This is a genomic window from Arthrobacter sp. NQ7 (genome assembly GCF_029581595.2).
GTDB classification, from domain to species: Bacteria; Actinomycetota; Actinomycetes; order Actinomycetales; family Micrococcaceae; genus Arthrobacter; species Arthrobacter phenanthrenivorans_B.
The window spans coordinates 407,706-425,449 of record NZ_JARFXU020000001.1 but is presented as its reverse complement, the minus strand read 5'-3'; the positions used below and the strand labels follow the sequence as shown (position 1 = coordinate 425,449).

15 protein-coding genes are annotated in these 17,744 nt (G+C 67.5%); 5 read left to right on the top strand and 10 right to left on the bottom strand.

Going from position 1 to position 17,744, the window contains the following annotated elements; translation table 11 throughout:
* Window positions 1-18 precede the first annotated feature (18 nt).
* Entirely contained in the window at window positions 19-1,245 is a 1,227-nt protein-coding gene (efeO, locus tag PUN71_RS01985; protein ID WP_436976207.1) for an iron uptake system protein EfeO, read from the top strand.
* The gene (gene efeB, locus PUN71_RS01980) at window positions 1,242-2,615 is read left to right on the top strand and encodes an iron uptake transporter deferrochelatase/peroxidase subunit (RefSeq protein ID WP_502859809.1); all 1,374 of its coding nucleotides are present in this window, start codon (window positions 1,242-1,244) and stop codon (window positions 2,613-2,615) included. The genes efeO and efeB overlap by 4 nt, the downstream gene beginning before the upstream one ends.
* A 220-nt stretch (window positions 2,616-2,835) precedes the next feature.
* On the opposite strand, the gene htpX is transcribed toward efeB, so the two are convergent.
* Complete coding sequence (gene htpX, locus PUN71_RS01975; RefSeq protein ID WP_043453815.1) at window positions 2,836-3,702, bottom strand: zinc metalloprotease HtpX; 867 nt, start codon at window positions 3,700-3,702, stop codon at window positions 2,836-2,838.
* A 28-nt stretch (window positions 3,703-3,730) separates the two neighbouring features.
* The gene (locus PUN71_RS01970; RefSeq protein ID WP_277797172.1) at window positions 3,731-5,002 is read right to left on the bottom strand and encodes an MFS transporter; all 1,272 of its coding nucleotides are present in this window, start codon (window positions 5,000-5,002) and stop codon (window positions 3,731-3,733) included.
* Window positions 5,003-5,082: 80 nt separating this feature from the next.
* Between PUN71_RS01970 and PUN71_RS01965 the strand changes: the two genes are divergently transcribed.
* The 3 genes from PUN71_RS01965 (at window position 5,083) to PUN71_RS01955 (ending at window position 7,830) form a co-directional block, all read left to right on the top strand.
* Window positions 5,083-5,568, top strand: a complete 486-nt coding sequence (locus PUN71_RS01965; protein WP_277797171.1) for a Fur family transcriptional regulator — start codon at window positions 5,083-5,085, stop codon at window positions 5,566-5,568.
* Window positions 5,569-5,575: 7 nt separating this feature from the next.
* Complete coding sequence (locus PUN71_RS01960) at window positions 5,576-7,057, top strand: catalase (RefSeq protein ID WP_277797170.1); 1,482 nt, start codon at window positions 5,576-5,578, stop codon at window positions 7,055-7,057.
* 137 nt (window positions 7,058-7,194) lie between these two features.
* A complete protein-coding gene (locus tag PUN71_RS01955; RefSeq protein WP_277797169.1) occupies window positions 7,195-7,830 on the top strand; it encodes a DUF2461 domain-containing protein in 636 nt (211 codons plus the stop codon).
* 135 nt (window positions 7,831-7,965) lie between these two features.
* Here PUN71_RS01955 and PUN71_RS01950 read toward each other — a convergent pair whose 3' ends face one another.
* The 8 genes from PUN71_RS01950 to PUN71_RS01915 all read right to left on the bottom strand — a co-directional run bounded on the left by PUN71_RS01950 (window position 7,966) and on the right by PUN71_RS01915 (window position 17,741).
* The gene (locus tag PUN71_RS01950) at window positions 7,966-9,528 is read right to left on the bottom strand and encodes an amino acid permease (protein ID WP_277797168.1); all 1,563 of its coding nucleotides are present in this window, start codon (window positions 9,526-9,528) and stop codon (window positions 7,966-7,968) included.
* Between the two features lie 219 nt (window positions 9,529-9,747).
* Window positions 9,748-10,155 carry a DUF779 domain-containing protein gene (locus tag PUN71_RS01945; RefSeq protein WP_277797167.1) on the bottom strand — a complete coding sequence of 136 codons (408 nt, stop codon included), beginning with the start codon at window positions 10,153-10,155 and terminating at the stop codon, window positions 9,748-9,750.
* On the bottom strand, window positions 10,155-11,177 hold the full coding sequence (gene adhP / locus PUN71_RS01940) for an alcohol dehydrogenase AdhP (protein WP_277797166.1): 1,023 nt from the start codon (window positions 11,175-11,177) through the stop codon (window positions 10,155-10,157). Before adhP ends, PUN71_RS01945 begins: the two co-directional genes overlap by 1 nt.
* 51 nt (window positions 11,178-11,228) lie before the next feature.
* Entirely contained in the window at window positions 11,229-12,752 is a 1,524-nt protein-coding gene (gene exaC / locus PUN71_RS01935; protein ID WP_043453793.1) for an acetaldehyde dehydrogenase ExaC, read from the bottom strand.
* Between the two features lie 134 nt (window positions 12,753-12,886).
* Window positions 12,887-14,257, bottom strand: a complete 1,371-nt coding sequence (locus PUN71_RS01930; RefSeq protein WP_277797165.1) for a GAF domain-containing protein — start codon at window positions 14,255-14,257, stop codon at window positions 12,887-12,889.
* A 73-nt stretch (window positions 14,258-14,330) separates the two neighbouring features.
* A complete protein-coding gene (locus PUN71_RS01925) occupies window positions 14,331-15,611 on the bottom strand; it encodes a glycosyltransferase (protein ID WP_277797164.1) in 1,281 nt (426 codons plus the stop codon).
* Complete coding sequence (locus tag PUN71_RS01920) at window positions 15,611-16,201, bottom strand: TetR/AcrR family transcriptional regulator (RefSeq protein WP_277797163.1); 591 nt, start codon at window positions 16,199-16,201, stop codon at window positions 15,611-15,613. Before PUN71_RS01920 ends, PUN71_RS01925 begins: the two co-directional genes overlap by 1 nt.
* A gap of 79 nt (window positions 16,202-16,280) precedes the next feature.
* Window positions 16,281-17,741 (bottom strand): FAD-dependent oxidoreductase, encoded by a 1,461-nt coding sequence (locus tag PUN71_RS01915; RefSeq protein WP_502859804.1) that lies wholly within the window; start codon window positions 17,739-17,741, stop codon window positions 16,281-16,283.
* Window positions 17,742-17,744: the final 3 nt, after the last annotated feature.

The window sequence follows — 17,744 nt, the reverse complement described above, 5'->3', positions numbered from 1 at the left end:
CACCCAAAGGAATACCCCATGCCCGGCTTCACCCTGCCCCGGAACCCCATGCTCCGGACCCGCCAGCCCGGAACTTCCCGCCCCGCCATCCGGAACACGCGTACCGCACTTGCCGCCGCCGCCGTCGCCGTCCCGCTGGTCCTCACCGGCTGCACGGACAACACCAAGGCCGCGGACAGCTCAACCGGTGCCATCGAGGTTGTCAGCTCCAACACCGAGTGCAAGGTCTCTGCCAGCAGCGTGCCCAGCGGAAACCTCACCTTCTCCGTGAAGAACGAGGGCACCGAAGTCACCGAGTTCTACCTGCTGGCAGCAGACGGCCTGCGGATCCTGGGCGAAGTGGAGAACATCGGGCCCGGGCTGACCCGCAACCTGGTGGTCACCGCCCCGGCAGGCACCTACACAACGGCCTGCAAGCCGGGGATGGAGGGCGACGGGATCAGGGCTTCCCTGGACGTGACCCAGTCCGGAAACCAGCCGTCGGCCGATGCGGATTTCCAGCACCTCCTGGATACCGCCACCACGCAGTACGGGTCCTACGTCAAGGACCAGAGCGAACAGCTGCTCACCGGCACCGAGCAGTTCGCGGCGGCGTTTGCGGCCGGCAATGCGGAGCAGGCGCGCTCGCTCTACGCTGCCACCCGCCAGCACTGGGAACGGATCGAGCCCGTGGCAGAGTCTTTCGGGGACCTTGACCCGCAGCTCGATGCCCGTGAGGCGGACCTTGAACCGGGCCAGGAGTGGACCGGCTGGCACCGTGCCGAAAAGGACCTGTTCCCGCCGGCCGGTTACACGGCCATGGCGCCGGCGGAACGCTCCGCCATTGCAGACCGGATGGTCGCCGACACCAAGGACCTGGTGGAGCGCACGCGCACGCTGGAGATTTCCGCGGACATGCTGGGCAACGGAGCGAAGGAACTGCTGGATGAGGTGGCCACCGGGAAGGTGACCGGCGAGGAGGAGATCTGGTCGCACACGGATCTCTGGGACTTCCAGGCCAACGTCGACGGCGCCCGCATCGCCTTCGAGAGCCTGAAGCCTGCCCTGCTCCAGAAGGATTCCGCCCTGGCAGCCTCGCTCGATGAGAAGTTCGCCGCGCTGCAGGCTGAGCTGGCTACGCACGCCCAGGGTTCCGGCTTCACTTCCTACGACAAGCTGGCTCCGGAGCAGGTCCAGAAGCTGGCGTCCCTGGTGGACGCGCTCGGGGAACCGCTGTCCCGGCTGACCGCCGCGGTGGTCCTGTGACCGGCTGCCCCTTTGGCGGCCGGCCGCCGGAAACGTCCGCACCCCGGGGTGACGCCGCCGGAGAACTGCAGCGGGGCGCCGCGGACAAGGAGCAGCCGACGCCGGGCGCACGCTTGAGCAGGCGCGGCCTGTTTGGCATCGCCGGGCTGGGCGGTGCTGCCGCGGGGCTTGCGGCAGGTTTCCTGGGCCACGACGCCGTCGCAGCCTCCGCCGCCCCTCCTGCTGCCGACAGCCCGGTGGTTCCCTTCCACGGCGACCACCAGGCGGGCATCACCACCCCGGCGCAGGACCGGCTGCACATGGCCGCGTTCGACGTCACCACCACCAAGCGCGACGAACTCATCCAGCTGCTCGAGGACTGGACGCAGGCCGCGGAAGCCCTGACCCAGGGCCGCCCGGCCGGCGCGACCGGCGCGGTGGACGGCCCCTACGGAGCCCCTCCCGAGGACACCGGCGAAGCCCTGGACCTCAACGCCGGCAAGCTGACCCTGACCTTCGGTTTCGGTGCCGGCCTGTTCGAGAAGGACGGGGTGGCCCGCTTCGGCCTGGACGGGCGGAAGCCCGAAGCCCTGATCGACCTGCCGCACTTCCCCGGCGATGACCTGGATCCGGCCCGCAGCGGCGGCGACCTGGTGGTGCAGGCCTGCGCCGATGACCCCCAGGTGGCCGTCCACGCGATCCGGAACCTGGCCAGGATCGGCTTCGGGAAGGTGCGGGTCCGCTGGTCCCAGCTGGGCTTCGGCCGGACCTCGTCCACGTCCCGGTCCCAGCAGACGCCGCGGAACCTCTTCGGGTTCAAGGACGGCACCAACAACCTCAAGGTCGAGGATGAACAGCTGCTGGACCAGCACGTGTGGGCAGCAGCGGCCCGGCCCCAGGATGCCTGGATGGCCGGCGGCAGCTACCTCGTGGCCCGCCGGATCCGGATGCACATCGAAATCTGGGACCGCACCTCGCTGGGCGAACAGGAAGGGCTGATCGGCCGGACCAAGGGCTCGGGAGCGCCGCTGTCCGGCGGCGGGGAGTTCACCGAACCCGACTTCACCCGGCAGGGCAAGGCCGGCAAACCGCTGATTCCGCTCGATTCGCACGTGCGGATGGCCCACCCCAACCAGAACAGCGGAGTACGGATGCTGCGCCGGGGCTACAACTACACCGACGGTTCCGACGGCGTGGGGCACCTGGACGCCGGACTGTTCTTCATTGCCTTCGTCACCGATCCCCGGACACACTACGTCCCCATGCAGATGGCGATGGCCAAGGGCGACACGCTCGCGGTGGAGTACCTGAAGCACACGGGCTCCGGACTGTTCGCGGTACCTGGCGGGGTCAAGCCCGGCGGCTTCATCGGCGAGGGACTCTTCGCGTAAGGGGCTCTTCTTGTAGCCTGACCGCCCAAGCCGGCCCCGCCCCGCCGTCGTCCGCGACGCGTAAAAGGCTCAACGCTGCGCAGGTTCCTTAACGCACCCGAAATACCAGGGGCGCCAGGGAATCTGCGCAGCGAAAATGAAGGTGCGCGTCGCCGGGCGGCGGCGCGGGTCGCTGGTGGAGTAAGGGCGCCGGCGTGCAGGCCCGACGGCGGGTTCCCGGCTACAGCTGCCGGCCGGCCATCCGTTCCAGCCGGGCAATCCGGTCCCGCATCGGCGGGTGCGTGGCGAACAGCTTGTTGATGGCGCCGCCGCGGAACGGGTTGGCGATCATCAGGTGCGAGGCGTTGACCAGCCGCTGGTCCTGCGGCAGGGGCGCGATGCTGACGCCGCGCTCGATCTTGGCCAGGGCCGAGGCGAGCGCCAGCGGATCGCCGGTGAGCTGCGAACCGTCCTCGTCGGCGTCGTACTCCCTGGTGCGGGAGATGGCCATCTGGATCAGCGACGCCGCGAACGGTGCAAGCAGGGCCATGGCGATCATGGCCAGCGGGTTGGCGTTGCGCCGGTCCCCGCCGCCGAAGAACAGCAGCATCTGCCCCACGGAGGTGATGACCCCGGCGACGGCGGCCGCCACCGACGAGGTGAGGATGTCCCGGTTGTAGACGTGCATGAGTTCGTGGCCCAGCACGCCGCGGAGCTCGCGTGCATCCAGGAGCTGCAGGATGCCTTCGGTGCAGCAGACCGCCGCGTTTTGCGGGTTCCGGCCGGTGGCGAACGCGTTGGGGTTCATGGTGGGCGAAACGTAGATCCGCGGCATGGGCTGGTTGGCGCGCGCCGAGAGCTCCCGGACGATCTGGTACAGCTGTGGCGCCTGCGCCTCGGTGACCGGGAAGGCCTGCATGGACCGGATGGCGATCTTGTCGCTGTTCCAGTAGCCGTAGAACGTGGTGCCGACGCCGATCAGGGCCATGATCCAGATGGGCGCCGAACTGCGCGTCCCGACGCCGATGAGCCCGCCAAGGCCCAGCAGCACTGCCCACAGCACCCCGAAAAGGGCCGCGGTCTTCAGGCCGTTGTGGTGGTTGTGCACGTTTCCTCCTCACTACTGGAACGGCTTGCTAGGGCACCGGGTTCCGCGCGTCGTACCTGCGGAAGCCGGGCTGCAGTTTCGCCGCCAGCCATGCCCCCGCGATGCACAGCACACCGCCGAACAGCAGGACCCAGCCCTCATTGAGAATCCTAGTCGCGCCGCCGGCCAGCAGGTCTCCTATCCGGGGGCCGCCGGCAACCACCACGATGAAGACGCCCTGCAGCCGGCCCCGCAGGTGGTCGGGTGCCGCGGCCTGCAGGATGGTGTTCCGGAAGACGCTGCTGATGGAATCCGCAATGCCGGCCAGGGCGCAGCAGACGGCGGCCGGCGCCAGCCACAGTGTCGTCCCGCCGTCCGGTGCGGGGCCTGCGAGCAGCACCACCAGGCCGAAGGCGGCGATGGATGCGCCCCATCCCATCACGGACACCACCACGGCGGTCCCCTGGCGGCGCACGCTGCCCAGGGGACCGGAGAACAGGCCGGCCAGGAAAGCCCCGACGGCGGTGCACGCCAGCAGGATGCCCACGGTTGCTTCTCCGCCGCCCAGCATGAGGGCCGTGACGGCGGGCAGCAGCGCCCTCGGCTGGGCCAGGACCATGGCGATGAGGTCGATGATAAAGGTCATCCGGAGGTTGGGCCGGGTGCCGAGAAAGGCGAAGCCTTCGATGACGGAGCGGACCCCTGCCTTGTGGCTGCTCCCGGTAGGTGCCATGGGTGGAAGCCGGTACACGGCCCAGAGGACGAAGGCGAAGCTGGCGAAGTCGATGGTGTAGGTCCAGCCGAACCCGAACCAGGCCACCAGGAGGCCCGCCAGCAGCGGCCCGGCGGTCATGGCAAGCCCCAGGGACAGCATGCTCAGGGCGTTGGCGGCGGGCAGGAGTTCCTTGCGCAGGAGCATGGGGATGATGGCGCTGCGGGCCGGCTGGTTGATGGCCTGCGCCCCGCTTTGCAGCGCCACCAGGAGATACAGCACCCACACACTGCCCAGGTGCAGCCAGGCCTGAAGCGCGATCAGGCCGGTGGTGAGCCACAGGACGGTGGTGGCCAGCAGGGCTATCCGCCGCCGGTCGTGCGCGTCCGCGATGGACCCGCCCATCAGGCCACCCACCACCAGGGGAACCAACGCAAAGATTCCCAGCAGGCCAACGTAGAAGCTGTCCTGGGTCAGCCGGTACACCTCCAGGCTCACGGCCACCAGGGTGAGCTGGCTTCCGACGGCGGACACCGCCGTGCCCAGCCACAGCCTGCGGAATGCGGGGCTTTCCTTCAACGGAGTGACATCGGCAAGTAATTTCCCCACCCCGTAACAGTAATGGGCGACACGGAAAGGTTAGCCACGCCTTATTGTGAGTTGATCAAAATAAGTGTTTCAATGGAGCCATGACGGAGCACTTTGACGGCCAGGACGCATGGGCCGCAGCCCTGCGCGCACACGGCCGCAGGGTGACCAGGCAGCGGCTGGCCGTGCTGGCCGCCGTCGAACGCCACCCGCACTCCCCTGCCGAAAGCATCCTTGCCGCCGCCCGGGCGGAACTGCCGGAACTGACGGCCCAGTCCGTCTACGTTGTCCTGGGCGACCTGACGGACCTGCACATGCTGCGCCGCTTCGAGCCGCCGCACTCCCCCGCGCTGTACGAAACCCGGGTGGGCGACAACCACCACCACGCCATCTGCATCAATTGCGGACGCGTGGAGGACGTGGACTGCGCCGTCGGCCACGCCCCGTGCCTCACGCCGCACTGGAACCCGGACGCCAAGCCCATGACCATCCAGATCGCGGATGTCATGTACCAGGGCATCTGCCAGGACTGCCAGCAGGCCCAACAACTTCCTCCCCACAATCCCTCGCAAGAAAAAGAGAAATAGGAGAACAATGACTGCCGTTTCCACAACCCAGTCAGGTGCGCCGGTTACATCCGATGCACACTCGAAGTCAGTTGGTGCCGATGGTGCCATCATCCTGACTGACCACTACCTGGTTGAAAAGCTCGCCCAGTTCAACCGTGAGCGGGTTCCGGAGCGCGTTGTGCACGCCAAGGGCGGCGGTGCTTTCGGCACGTTCAAGACCACCGAAGACATCTCCAAGTACACCAAGGCCGCGTTCCTGCAGCCGGGCGTCGAGACCGAGATGCTCATCCGCTTCTCCTCCGTCGCCGGCGAGAACGGCTCCCCGGACACGTGGCGCGATCCCCGCGGTTTCGCCGTGAAGTTCTACACCACCGAGGGCAACTACGACCTCGTGGGCAACAACACCCCCGTCTTCTTCATCCGCGACGGCATCAAGTTCCCGGACTTCATCCACTCGCAGAAGCGCCTGCCGGGCACCCACCTGCGCGACGCCGACATGCAGTGGGACTTCTGGACCCTGTCCCCCGAGTCCGCCCACCAGGTCACCTGGCTCATGGGTGACCGCGGCCTGCCCGCCTCCTGGCGTGAAATGCAGGGCTACGGCTCGCACACCTACCAGTGGATCAACGCCGAGGGCGAGCGGTTCTGGGTCAAGTACCACTTCAAGTCCAACCAGGGCGTGAACTCCATGACCGGCGAGCAGGCTGAAGCCCTGGCCGGTTCGGACGCTGACTTCTACATCCGCGACCTGTCCGAGAACATCGAAGCCGGCAACTTCCCGTCCTGGGACCTGCACGTGCAGGTCATGCCGTACGAGGATGCCAAGACCTACCGCTTCAACCCGTTCGACCTGACCAAGGTCTGGCCGCACGCTGACTACCCGCTGATCAAGGTGGGCACCATGGAGCTGAACCGGAACCCGGAGAACTACTTCGCACAGATCGAGCAGGCCACCTTCGCGCCGTCGAACTTCGTGCCGGGCATCGCCGCCTCGCCGGACAAGATGCTGCAGGCCCGCATCTTCTCCTACGCCGACGCACACCGCTACCGCGTGGGCACCAACCACGCCCAGATCCCGGTGAACCAGCCGAAGAACCAGGTCAACAACTACAGCCAGGACGGCGCCGGACGTTTCCTGTTCAACGCCCCCTCGGTTCCGGTCTACGCCCCGAACACCTTCGGCGGCCCAGCTGCCCTTGAGCCGCAGAACCCGGCCGGAGGCTGGGAGAACGACGGCGAGCTGACCCTCGCCGCGCACTCCCTCCACGCCGAGGACGGCGACTTCGTCCAGGCCGGCGCGCTGTACCGCGAGGTCTACGACGAGGCCGCCAAGGCCCGCTTCCTGGACACCATCACCGGTGCGGTGGGCGGCGTCAAGCGCTCCGACATCAAGGAACGCGCCATCCAGTACTGGACCAACGTCGACGCCGAGCTGGGCGCCAAACTCCGCGCCAACCTCGGCGTGCCAGCCGCCTCCGATGCTGAGGCAGCCAACAAGATCGGCTAATCAGGCTTCCTGCCTGCTGAACTGATAGAACACCCCGTCACGGGCTTCCGTGGCGGGGTGTTCTGCTGTCCGGCCGCTTTTGCACATACGGCGGCGGGGATCTGGCCGGTTGCGGCCGGCCGCCCTAGGCTCCGTAGATGAACACTTTCGCAGGCATCCCCCTCGAGGCCTTCCGCTTCTACGCGCAGCTGGAGGACAACAACAACCGCGATTGGTGGCTGGAACACAAGGCAACGTACGACTCATCGGTCAAGGAACCACTCACCCTCCTGCTCTCCGAGCTGGAGCCCGAGTTCGGACCGGCCAAGCTTTTCCGCCCCAACCGCGATGTCCGCTTTTCACTGGACAAGTCGCCATACAAAACTGCCCAGGGAGCATTCGCTGCACGCCAGGAAGGCGTGGGTTTCTATCTCCAAATCAATGCCGACGGACTGTTGATCGGTGGCGGCTACCACTCCCATACCCCCGCCCAGCTGGCACGGTTCCGTGCGGCCGCCGACGCTTCCGCCAGCGGCGCCGCCCTGCAGGACATTGTTGATGCCGTGGCCGGCGCCGGTTTTGCCATCGAGGGCGAGAAGTTGAAAACCGTTCCGCGGGGATTCGACAAAGACCATCCCCGTGCCGAACTGCTCAAGCACAAATCGCTGTCCGCGGGAATCGAGGTGGGCCAGCCGGAGTGGGTTTCCACACCCGCCGCGAAGGAGCGGATCGCGGAACGGTGGCGGCAGCTGCGTCCGCTCGTGGAGTGGGTGGGCCGGTACGCTGCACCCTGACCCATTGCCGCCGGTTCCCGTGGCGCGCTGGCCGCAGGTCCGGTGGAGAGGCGCCGAAAATGCGGCTGCCCGCCCGGCGAAGGCCGGGCGGGCAGTTCAGGAGGCGGCAGTTCAGGAGATGTGGGTGGCGGGCCGTCAGGTGCGGCTCAGCTCATCCTCGTCGTCCCTTTCAGCGGCGGGGGCTGCCGCTGAACCCGCGGGGCGGTTAACGCTGGCGTTGGCCTCGGCGAAGCGCTCATTGAGCCGGGAGTGCCGCTGCCCGTAGGCGAAGTAGATCGCCAGGCCCAGGACCAGCCAGAACGCGAAGAAGATCCAGGTCTCCACGGCAAGGTTGGTCATCAGGTACAGGCAGAGGACTGCCGAGACGATCGGCAGCACCTTGCCGAACGGAACGCGGAAGGCCGGCTTCAGGTCCGGGCGCTTCCGGCGGAGCACCAGGATGCCCAGGCTGACCACAACGAATGCGGAGAGCGTGCCGATGTTGATCATCTCCTCCAGCAGGTCCACGTTGGTGAGTCCTGCCACCAGGGCCACGGCGGCACCGCAGATGATCTGGAGGCGGGCCGGGGTGGAGCGTTTGTCGCTGGTCTTGGACAGTGCCCGGGGCAGCAGGCCGTCGCGGCTCATGGCCAGCACCACGCGGGACAGCCCCATGAGGAGCACCATGATCACGGTGGTCAGGCCCACCAGTGAACCGAAGGCGATGACCTTGGCGGCGGACGTGTCGCCCACGGCTTCGAAGGCGGTGGTGAGGGTGGGGCTCTTGGCCTCGGCAAGCTGCGTGTAGGACACCATGCCGGTCAGGGCCAAGGAGACGAGGATGTAGAGCAGTGTCACCAAAGCCAGTCCGCCGAAGATGCCGCGGGGCAGCGTCTTCTGCGGGTTCTTCACTTCCTCGGCCGAGGTGGCCACCACGTCGAATCCAATGAAGGCGAAGAACACCAGTGCGGCACCGGCGAAGATCCCCATGGTGCCGTACTGGGCGGGCGCGGCACCGGTCAGGAAGCCGAAGAATGACTGCTTGAGGACATCGGCGGCCCCGGTGCCTGCCGTGGGCTCGGCGGCCGGAACGAACGGCGTGTAGTTCTCGAACTTCACATAGGTGAAGCCCACCACGATCACGAACAGCACGACGGCGATCTTGATCAGGGTGAAGATGTTGCCCACGCGGGCCGAAAGCTTGGTGCCCAGCACCAGCAGGACGGTGAAAATGGCCACGATCAGGAAGGCGCCCCAGTAAAGGTCAACGCCGCCCAGCGAGATGGCGGGGGGAACGTCCAGGCCGGTGAGCGCAAAGACCTTGCTGAGGTAGATGCCCCAGTACTTGGCAATGACGGCGGCGGCGGTGAACAGTTCAAGGATCAGGTTCCAGCCGATGATCCAGGCAAGGAGTTCGCCCATGGTGGCGTAGGTGAAGACGTAGGCGGAGCCCGCTACGGGGATGGCGGTGGCGAACTCGGCGTAGCACATGATGGCCAGTGCGCACGTGACGGCGGCGATCGCGAAGGAGACGGTCACGGCGGGGCCGGCAAAGTTGGCGGCGGCCTTGGCTCCAACGGAGAAGATGCCGGCGCCTACAGCAACGGCGACGCCCATGATCATGAGGTCCCAGGTGCTGAGGGAACGCTTGAGCTTGCGTCCGGGCTCATCGGCGTCGGCGATCGACTGCTCGATGGATTTTGTCCGCAGAAGGTTCATAGGGGGTTCACAATCCTGGTTTGTGATGGAAACAGACCTATCAACGATAGTGTCCATCCACTGGACGGCCCCAATCGTCCCGAATAATGAGACGGTCCGTTTGCCGAACTTTGTTCTGCCAAAAGGTGCGGGACCCTCCTTTCGGAGGGTCCCGCGTGCTTTCGGCCGAACGGCGCAGGATTGCTGAAGCGCGCCTCCAACCCCGCCGTGGTGCTGGCCCTAGCCCGGCCAGTCCACCAGCGTGGACCTGATCAGGAACCGTTTGCCTTCCGGGGCTTCCACCGAGAAGCCGCTGCCCCGGCCCTGGACCACGTCAATGGTCAGGTGCGTATGGCTCCAGTAGTTGAACTGTTCCCGCGACATCCAGAATTCCAGCGGCAGAGGTTGCAGCCCCTCCGCCAGGTCGAACAGCCCCAGCAGGACGTCCGAGTCGCCCGTGATGAACTCCCCCGCCGGGTAGCACATGGGCGAGGAACCGTCGCAGCAGCCCCCGGACTGGTGGAACATGAGCGGGCCGTGCCGGTCCCACAGCATCCGCAGCAGGTCCACGGCAGCGGGCGTGAGCGCCACCCGGGAAAAGTCTTCCCCGGGCAGCGTCACGGCGGCATCAAGCCGGTCGGGGGCCATCAGAACCTCAGGACCACGCGGCCATCGATCTTGGCGTGCTTCATCTCGTCCAGGACCGCGTTAACCTCGGCCAGCTCCCGGACGGAGACGGTGGGATGGATTTTCCCCTGGGCATAGAAGTCCAAGGCCTCGTCCATGTCCTGCCGGGTGCCGACGATGGAGCCGCGCACCGTCAGCCCCTTGAGCACGATGTCGAAGATCGGTGCCGGGAAGTCGCCCGGCGGCAGGCCGTTGAACACGATGGTTCCGCCCCGGCGCGCCATGCCGATCGCCTGGCCGAAGGCGGAGGGGTGCACGGCCGTCACCAGGACGCCGTGGCAGCCGCCGGTTTCCCGCTGGATGACCTCCACCGGGTCCTCGTGCAGGGCGTTGACCACCACCTCGGCGCCGTGTGACTTGGCCAGGGCCAGCTTGTCGTCCGCGATGTCCACGGCAGCAACCCGCAGGCCCATGGCCACCGCGTACTGGACGGCAATGTGGCCCAGCCCGCCGATGCCCGAAATGGTGACCCACTGCCCCGGCCTCGCCTCGGTCATTTTCAGGCCCTTGTAGACGGTGACGCCGGCGCAGAGCACCGGCGCCACCTCGACGGGGTCGGATCCCGCCGGTATGCGCGCCGCGAAGCGCGAGTCCACCAGCATGTACTCCCCGAAGGAGCCGTCCACGCTGTAACCGCCGTTCTTCTGCGCCTCGCACAGTGTTTCCCAGCCGGTGCGGCAATACTGGCAGTCCCCGCAGGCGGACCAGAGCCAGGCGTTGCCCACCAGGTCGCCCACGGCGAGGTCGGTGACGCCCTCTCCCAGTGCCACCACCTCCCCCACGCCTTCATGCCCGGGGACGAAGGGCGGGGCGGGCTTGACCGGCCAGTCCCCTTCTGCGGCGTGGAGATCGGTGTGGCAGACGCCGGTGGTGAGGACCCTGACCAGGGCTTCGCCCGGTCCCGGTGTTGGGATGTCGAGGGTCTGGACCTGCAGGTCCTTGCCGAATTCGGTTACTACGGCTGCTTGCATTGTCGTCGTCATTGGCGATCCTTGCGTTGTGGTGGTCGGTGGGGATGGGGTGTGCTGTGCGGCCTAGAAGAAGCCCAGCTTGTTCTCGTCGTAGCTGACCAGCAGGTTCTTGGTCTGCTGGTAGTGGTCCAGCATCATCGCGTGGTTCTCACGGCCGATGCCGGAGGACTTGTAGCCGCCAAACGCGGCACCTGCTGGGTAGGCGTGGTAGTTGTTGACCCAGACGCGGCCGGCCTGGATTTCGCGGCCTGCGCGGTACGCCACGTTGCCGTTGCGGGACCACACGCCGGCGCCGAGGCCATAGAGGGTGTCATTGGCGATGCCCATGGCGTCGTTGTAGTCGCTGAATTTTGTCACCGCCACCACCGGGCCGAAAATCTCCTCCTGGAAGATCCGCATCCTGTTGTGGCCCTCGAACACGGTGGGCTGGACGTAGAAGCCGCCGGCCAGGTCGCCGGGAAGTTCGGCGCGGGCGCCGCCCGTGAGCACTTTGGCACCTTCCTGCTTTCCGATGTCGATGTAGGACAGGATCTTCTCCAGCTGGTCGTTGGACGCCTGGGCGCCAACCTGCGTTTCGGTGTCCAGCGGGTTGCCCTGGATCATTTTCTCCACCCGGGCCACGGCGTCCGCCATGAAGGAGTCGTAAATCTCCTCCTGCACCAGCGCGCGGGACGGGCAGGTGCAGACTTCGCCCTGGTTGAACGCGAACAGCGCGAAGCCCTCCTGGGCCTTGTCGTAGAACGCGTCGTTCTCCTGTGCCACGTCGCTGAAGAAGATGTTGGGGCTCTTGCCGCCCAGTTCCAGGGTGACGGGGATGAGGTTCTGGCTGGCGTACTGGCTGATCAGCCGGCCGGTGGTTGTCTCGCCGGTGAAGGCGATCTTCCGGATCCGGGAACTGGAGGCCAGCGGCTTGCCGGCCTCCACGCCGAAGCCGTTGACGATGTTGAGCACCCCTGCGGGCAGCAGGTCCCCGATGAGTTCCACCAGGACCAGAATGGAGCTTGGCGTCTGCTCCGCGGGCTTGAGCACCACGGTGTTTCCGGCGGCGAGCGCGGGGGCCAGCTTCCAGACGGCCATGAGGATGGGGAAGTTCCACGGGATGATCTGGCCCACGACGCCCAGCGGCTCGTGGAAGTGGTAGGCGGTGGTGTTCTCGTCCAGCTGGGAGAGGCTGCCTTCCTGGGCCCTGACCGCGGAGGCGAAGTAGCGGAAGTGGTCAGAAGCCAGCGGCAAGTCCGCGTTGAGGGTTTCCCGGATGGGCTTGCCGTTGTCCCAGGTTTCGGCCACGGCGAGCATTTCGAGGTTCTCGTCGATGCGGTCGGCAATTTTGTTCAGGATCGCGGCGCGCTCCGCCACGGAGGTCTTGCCCCAGGAGGGTGCCGCCTTGTGCGCGGCGTCCAGTGCCAGTTCGATGTCCTCCGCCGTGCCGCGGGCAACCTGGCAGAATGCCTTGCCCGTCACGGGGGTGATGTTCTCGAAGTACTGGCCCTTCACCGGGGCCACCCACTCGCCGCCGATCCAGTTTTCGTAGCGGTCCTTGAAGGTGACCTTCGAACCGTCGGTTCCCGGCTGTGCGTAAACGGTCATGTGCTGAGCTCCTTTGCTGTGCAGAAGGCTGGCCCACAGGGGTGCCTGCCATTGCAGTAAGCGTAGGAGCGGGGAGGTTGCAGCCAGGTTGCAACAATGCGATCCAGGTCACACAAGGCGACGCCGGTGCAAACCTAGGCGCGGAGCTCGGCTTCCAGCTTTTCGATGTCAGCCACAACGGCGGCCCGCTTGGGTGAGCGCGGCGGCAGGAGGCGGAGCGCGGCACGGCGGATGCCGACGTCGTCCCTTGCCTCGGGCAGGGCAGCGTACTTGAGCAGGGACTCGGCGCTGCCGTCCGTGAGGACCGCTTCCCGGAGCAGGGATGAGACCCTGGCCCTCAGCTCGACGATGCCGGGGGCCTCGGAGCGCGGGAGCACCTCGCCGCGGTAGATCTCCAGGGCGATCCGGTGCGCCCCCCGCTGCAGGCAGCTGAGCACCTGGCCCGTGTCCGGCACCAGGTCGATGGGCAGCCGGTAGGGGCGGGAACCCGGGACGGCGTCCGGGCTGAGCTGCTGGACCACCTTGCGCAGGCGGACCATCTCGGCCCGCAGGGTGATGGTGGAGCCCTCCCCGGGGTACAGCAGCAAGCCCAGTTCCTCGGCGGTGAGGCCCTCCGGGTGGGTGCTGAGCAGGGCGAGGATTTCGCTGTGCCGGGCGGACAGGGCGACCGTCCGGCCGCCGAGGCTCAGCAGGGCCTGGTCGCGGCCCAGCAGTTGCAGGCTGTTCCGGTAGAGGCTGCCTTCCGCGGCACCCCCGCCGTGCGCGGCGCCGGCAGCCGGGGAGCGCCGTCGTGCTGGTTTCCTGGCCAGCTCCGCGGCGTGCTGCAGGCGCTCCACCCGCAGCTGCGCCTGTGCGGCGGCCACCGTGGCCTCCACCAGCGACAACGTATGGGGCGCCACCGCGGTGTCCGTGCCGGTAATGTCCACGACGCCGAGCACCGCACCGGAGTCGGGGTCATGGAAAGGCACTGCGGTGCAGCTCCAGGGGTGGACAGTGCGTTGGTAGTGCTCAGCGCCGGCGATCTGGATCCCGCGCCCCAGGGCCAGCGCCGTGCCGGGCGCGCTGGTGCCGACGCTGGCCTCGGACCAGTCCGCCCCGGGGACGAACATCATGCCTTCGGCGCGGCGCTGCAGGGCAGGGTCGCCGTCCACCCACAGCAGCCTGCCCACTTCGTCTCCCACGGCCACCAGGAGCCCGCTGTCGTGGCTGGGCTGGACCAGGAGCTTGTTGATCACGGGCATGATCGCGGCCAGGGGGTGCTGCCGGCGGTAGTCCTCCAGTTCGGCCCAGTCCAGGGCCAGCGGCGCTGCCGGGTTGTCGGGGTTGGCTTTGAAGCCCGCTGACCGCTGCCAGGATTCACGGATGAGTTTGCGGAGCCCGGGGATTTCAGGGGTACCGCCGCCGAAGCTATCGTCCGCGCCCTGCTTCGGCCCGGCGCCGCCCAGGCGCTCGTGGCCCGCAAGCGCGGCACGCTGGCGCGGTTCGGGCTGGAGCAGGTTCGTCATCGAACTCCCGGGAGGGTGCAGGGGTGTGGCGGCTATTCTAACCCTGCCGGTACGGAAGCCGGCAGGGCGCCGGTTATCGGGCCGTGCGTGGCAGCCGGACCAGTTCCTCCAGGGCATCCGCGCCGGCAGCAGCACCGCCGGCGGCCGCGTATCCTTCGGCAACCCGGCGTGCCCCCGGTGCCTTCGTGAGGGCCTGCTGCACGGCCGCCCTCAACCGGTCCGGCGTGAGGTTTGTCCGGCCAAGCCTCACGCCGGCGTCTGCGGCTACCACCCGTGCGGCCACCTCGTGCTGGTCCCGGCCGAACGGGACCACCACCACCGGCACGCCCTTCGACAGCGCCTTTTGGGTGGCGCCCATGCCGCCGTGCGTGATGGCGACCGCGGCGTGGTCCAGGACCGGGCCGTGCGGGACGAAGTGTTCCAGCCGGGCATTCGCCGGAACAGGGCCGAAGGCGTCGGTCCCGGATGCCCGGTGGGCGCCGGCGGACCCGGTGCGGGCAGCGGGCAGGGTGGCGACGATGGTGAAGGGTTCAGCGGCCAGGCCTGCCAGCGCCGCCCGGACAATGGCCTCGTCAGCCTGGTATTCGGAGGATGTGGTCACCAGGACCATGGGTTCCGTGCTGTCCCGGAGCCATGCGGGCGGCTCGGCGGGCGGTTCCCAGTCCAGCGCGCCGATCATCCGCACATCCGGAGCCCAGTCCGGATGGGGGTATTCGAACGGCTCAGACGTGGTGACGAGCATCAGCGGCGCGGTGCGGAACATCTCGTCGGCACCGCCCACCGGCGGGAGCGTCCCGCCGGAGAGGTCGGCGCGCAGTGCATTGATGCGCGGCAGCATCAGCTTCTCCACGGCGCCGATCACCAGGCGGCGCACCACGGCGTCACGGAGCGTCCCGAGGGGCCCGGACATCGGAAGCAGGCCGGGTCCGAAGGGAGGAGTTCCGCGCGACTGCAGCGGCGGGGTGTAGGGGCTGAACGTGGCCCAGGGCAGGCCGGATTCCTCGGCGGCTATCCTGGCTCCCCACGAGTTGATGTCCACGAGGAGCAGGTCCGGGCGCACCGCCATGGCTTGGCGGAGGTCCGGGGCATCAAACCGTGCCCGCGCCGCGAACGTGTCCACACTCGAGGCGAGGGCCTCCTTGGTTGAAGCCGCCGTGTAGTCGTGGGCCTCGATGTCCATCAGCCGCCCGTCCACCGGCCCGGTGTGCAGGCCGAGGGCAGACAGGGTGGGAACGTGCTTCGGAAGGGTGCGGACGTGGACTTCGTGGCCGCGGGCCTTCAGCTCCAGCAGTAACGGAACCATCGGGAACAGGTGTCCAATGGCGGGCGAGGTGTAGGCAAGGACGGTGGACATCACGGCCTCCGGGTCAAGGGCTCCAGCATTTCGATCAGGGAAAGTGCCACCTGGTCGCGGCTGAGCCCGGCATCGAGGCGCAGCAGTTTCCACGTGTAGACATCGCAGATGGCGACGAACTGGGCCAGCCGGCGGCCGTGGTCCGGCGTGCCGGCCAGCGGTTCGAGGAAGGGCCCGAAAACGCGGTCGCACCACTGCCGGTGCAGGTTCCGCCCGGCTGCGGTGATCCCGGCAAGTACCGGGGAGGTGTGTTCCTCGGCCAGCATTTTCAGGGCCAGGGCGCCGGTGGTCTCGTAGTGGTCCACGAGGTTCCCGACGGCGGCACGGACATTGCCGGCAGGGGCGGCGCCGCGTTGGCCTGCCACCCGCGCGGAGACGGATTCGGCAGTGGCGGTGATCAGTCCCATCCGGTCACCGAAGCGGCGGATCACGGTCTGGACTGTTACGCCGGCCTTCGCCGCCACGGCGTTCAGGGTGAGGTCCGCGAGGGGACCTTCCATGAAGAGGTCCTCGGTGGCCTGCAGGATGCGGCGGCCGGTTTCGGCAGCAGCGGAAGCACGCTTCCGGGCGTCGTAGGGTCGGCTTTTCACGCCGTCCATATTCATGTTAATCATACTAACTCGAATATGGGCGGTCCAACAGGGCCTGGGGAAGTTTCCTGCGGGCGGGTCAGCCGCGGGAAATGCGGATCATATCCTCGCGCGGAACCACCTTGATCCGCTCCCGGACCACATGGTCCAGGCCCTCGGGGCCGGTCCAGGCGGCGCCCAGGCCTGCCTCGTGGGCATCGAGCTTGTTCCAGCCTTCCCAGGTGGTGTACTCGATGCCGCGCTCTTCAAGCAGGTCGATGATGGCCTGGGGGTCGGGGTTTTGTGCCGCCGGCAGGTTCAGCCGGTCCTCCAGCAGGAACCCGATGGTTTCCAGCGCATCGCCCTTGGTGTGCCCGATCAGGCCGACAGGGCCGCGCTTGATCCACCCTGTGGTGTAGATGCCAGGGACGGGATTGCCCTCCGCATCCAGCACCCTGCCGCCTTCGTTGGGGATGACGCCGCGCTTGGCGTCATATTCCAGTTCGTCCAGGGCGGAGCCGTGGTAGCCGATGGCGCGGTAGACGGCCTGGACCGGGTACTCGATGTACTCCCCCGTGCCCTTGGCGTTGCCGGTCCCGTCCAGCTGCATCCGCTCGAACTTGATGCCGCCCACTTTGCCCGTGCCGTCGTCGAGCACTTCAACGGGGCTGTGCAGGAAGTGCAGGTGCAGCCGGCGGGAGGAGGGATTCTCCGACTCGGCGTGCTCTTCCACCAGCCAGTTGGTGAGGGTGTTCACCATGGTCTTGACCTGGTTGTTGGTGCGGATTGCTTCATCCGAGGCTTCGTCGAATTCAAAGTCCTCGGGGTAGAGGACGATGTCGACGTCGTCCATATGGCTGAGCTCGCGCAGTTCCAGCGGGGTGAACTTGACCTGGGCGGGGCCGCGGCGGCCGAAGACGTGCACGTCCGTGACGGGCGAGGCCTTCAGGCCGGCGTAGACGTTGTCCGGGATCTCGGTGCTGAGCAGTTCTTCGGGGTGCTTGACCAGCATGCGGGCCACGTCCAGGGCCACGTTGCCGTTGCCGATGACCGCGATCTCCTTGGCGTCCAGCGGCCATTCGCGCGGCACGTCCGGGTGCCCGTCGTACCAGGACACGAAGTCGGCGCCGCCGAAGGAGCCCTGCAGGGTGATGCCGGGAATGTCCAGGTCCGCGTCCTTGATGGCGCCGGTGGAGAAGATCACGGCGTCGTAGAAAGCCCGGAAATCGTGCAGGGTGAGGTCCCGGCCGTAGGTCACGTTGCCCAGGAACCGGATGTCGCCGCGGTCCAGGACCTTATGCAGGGCGTTGACGATGCCCTTGATGCGGGGGTGGTCCGGGGCCACGCCGTAGCGGATCAGGCCATAGGGCGCAGGGTAGGCCTCGAAGAGGTCGATGCTGACCTGGAAGTCGCCGTCCTTGACGCCGCTGGACTTGGTGAGGATGTCCGCAGCATAGACCCCTGCCGGTCCCGCGCCGACGATGGCGACGCGGAGGGGACGGTTGGCGGCGGTTTCGCTGTGGTTGGACACCGGGAGCCCTTCTGAACTGGTCCTGCTCATGAT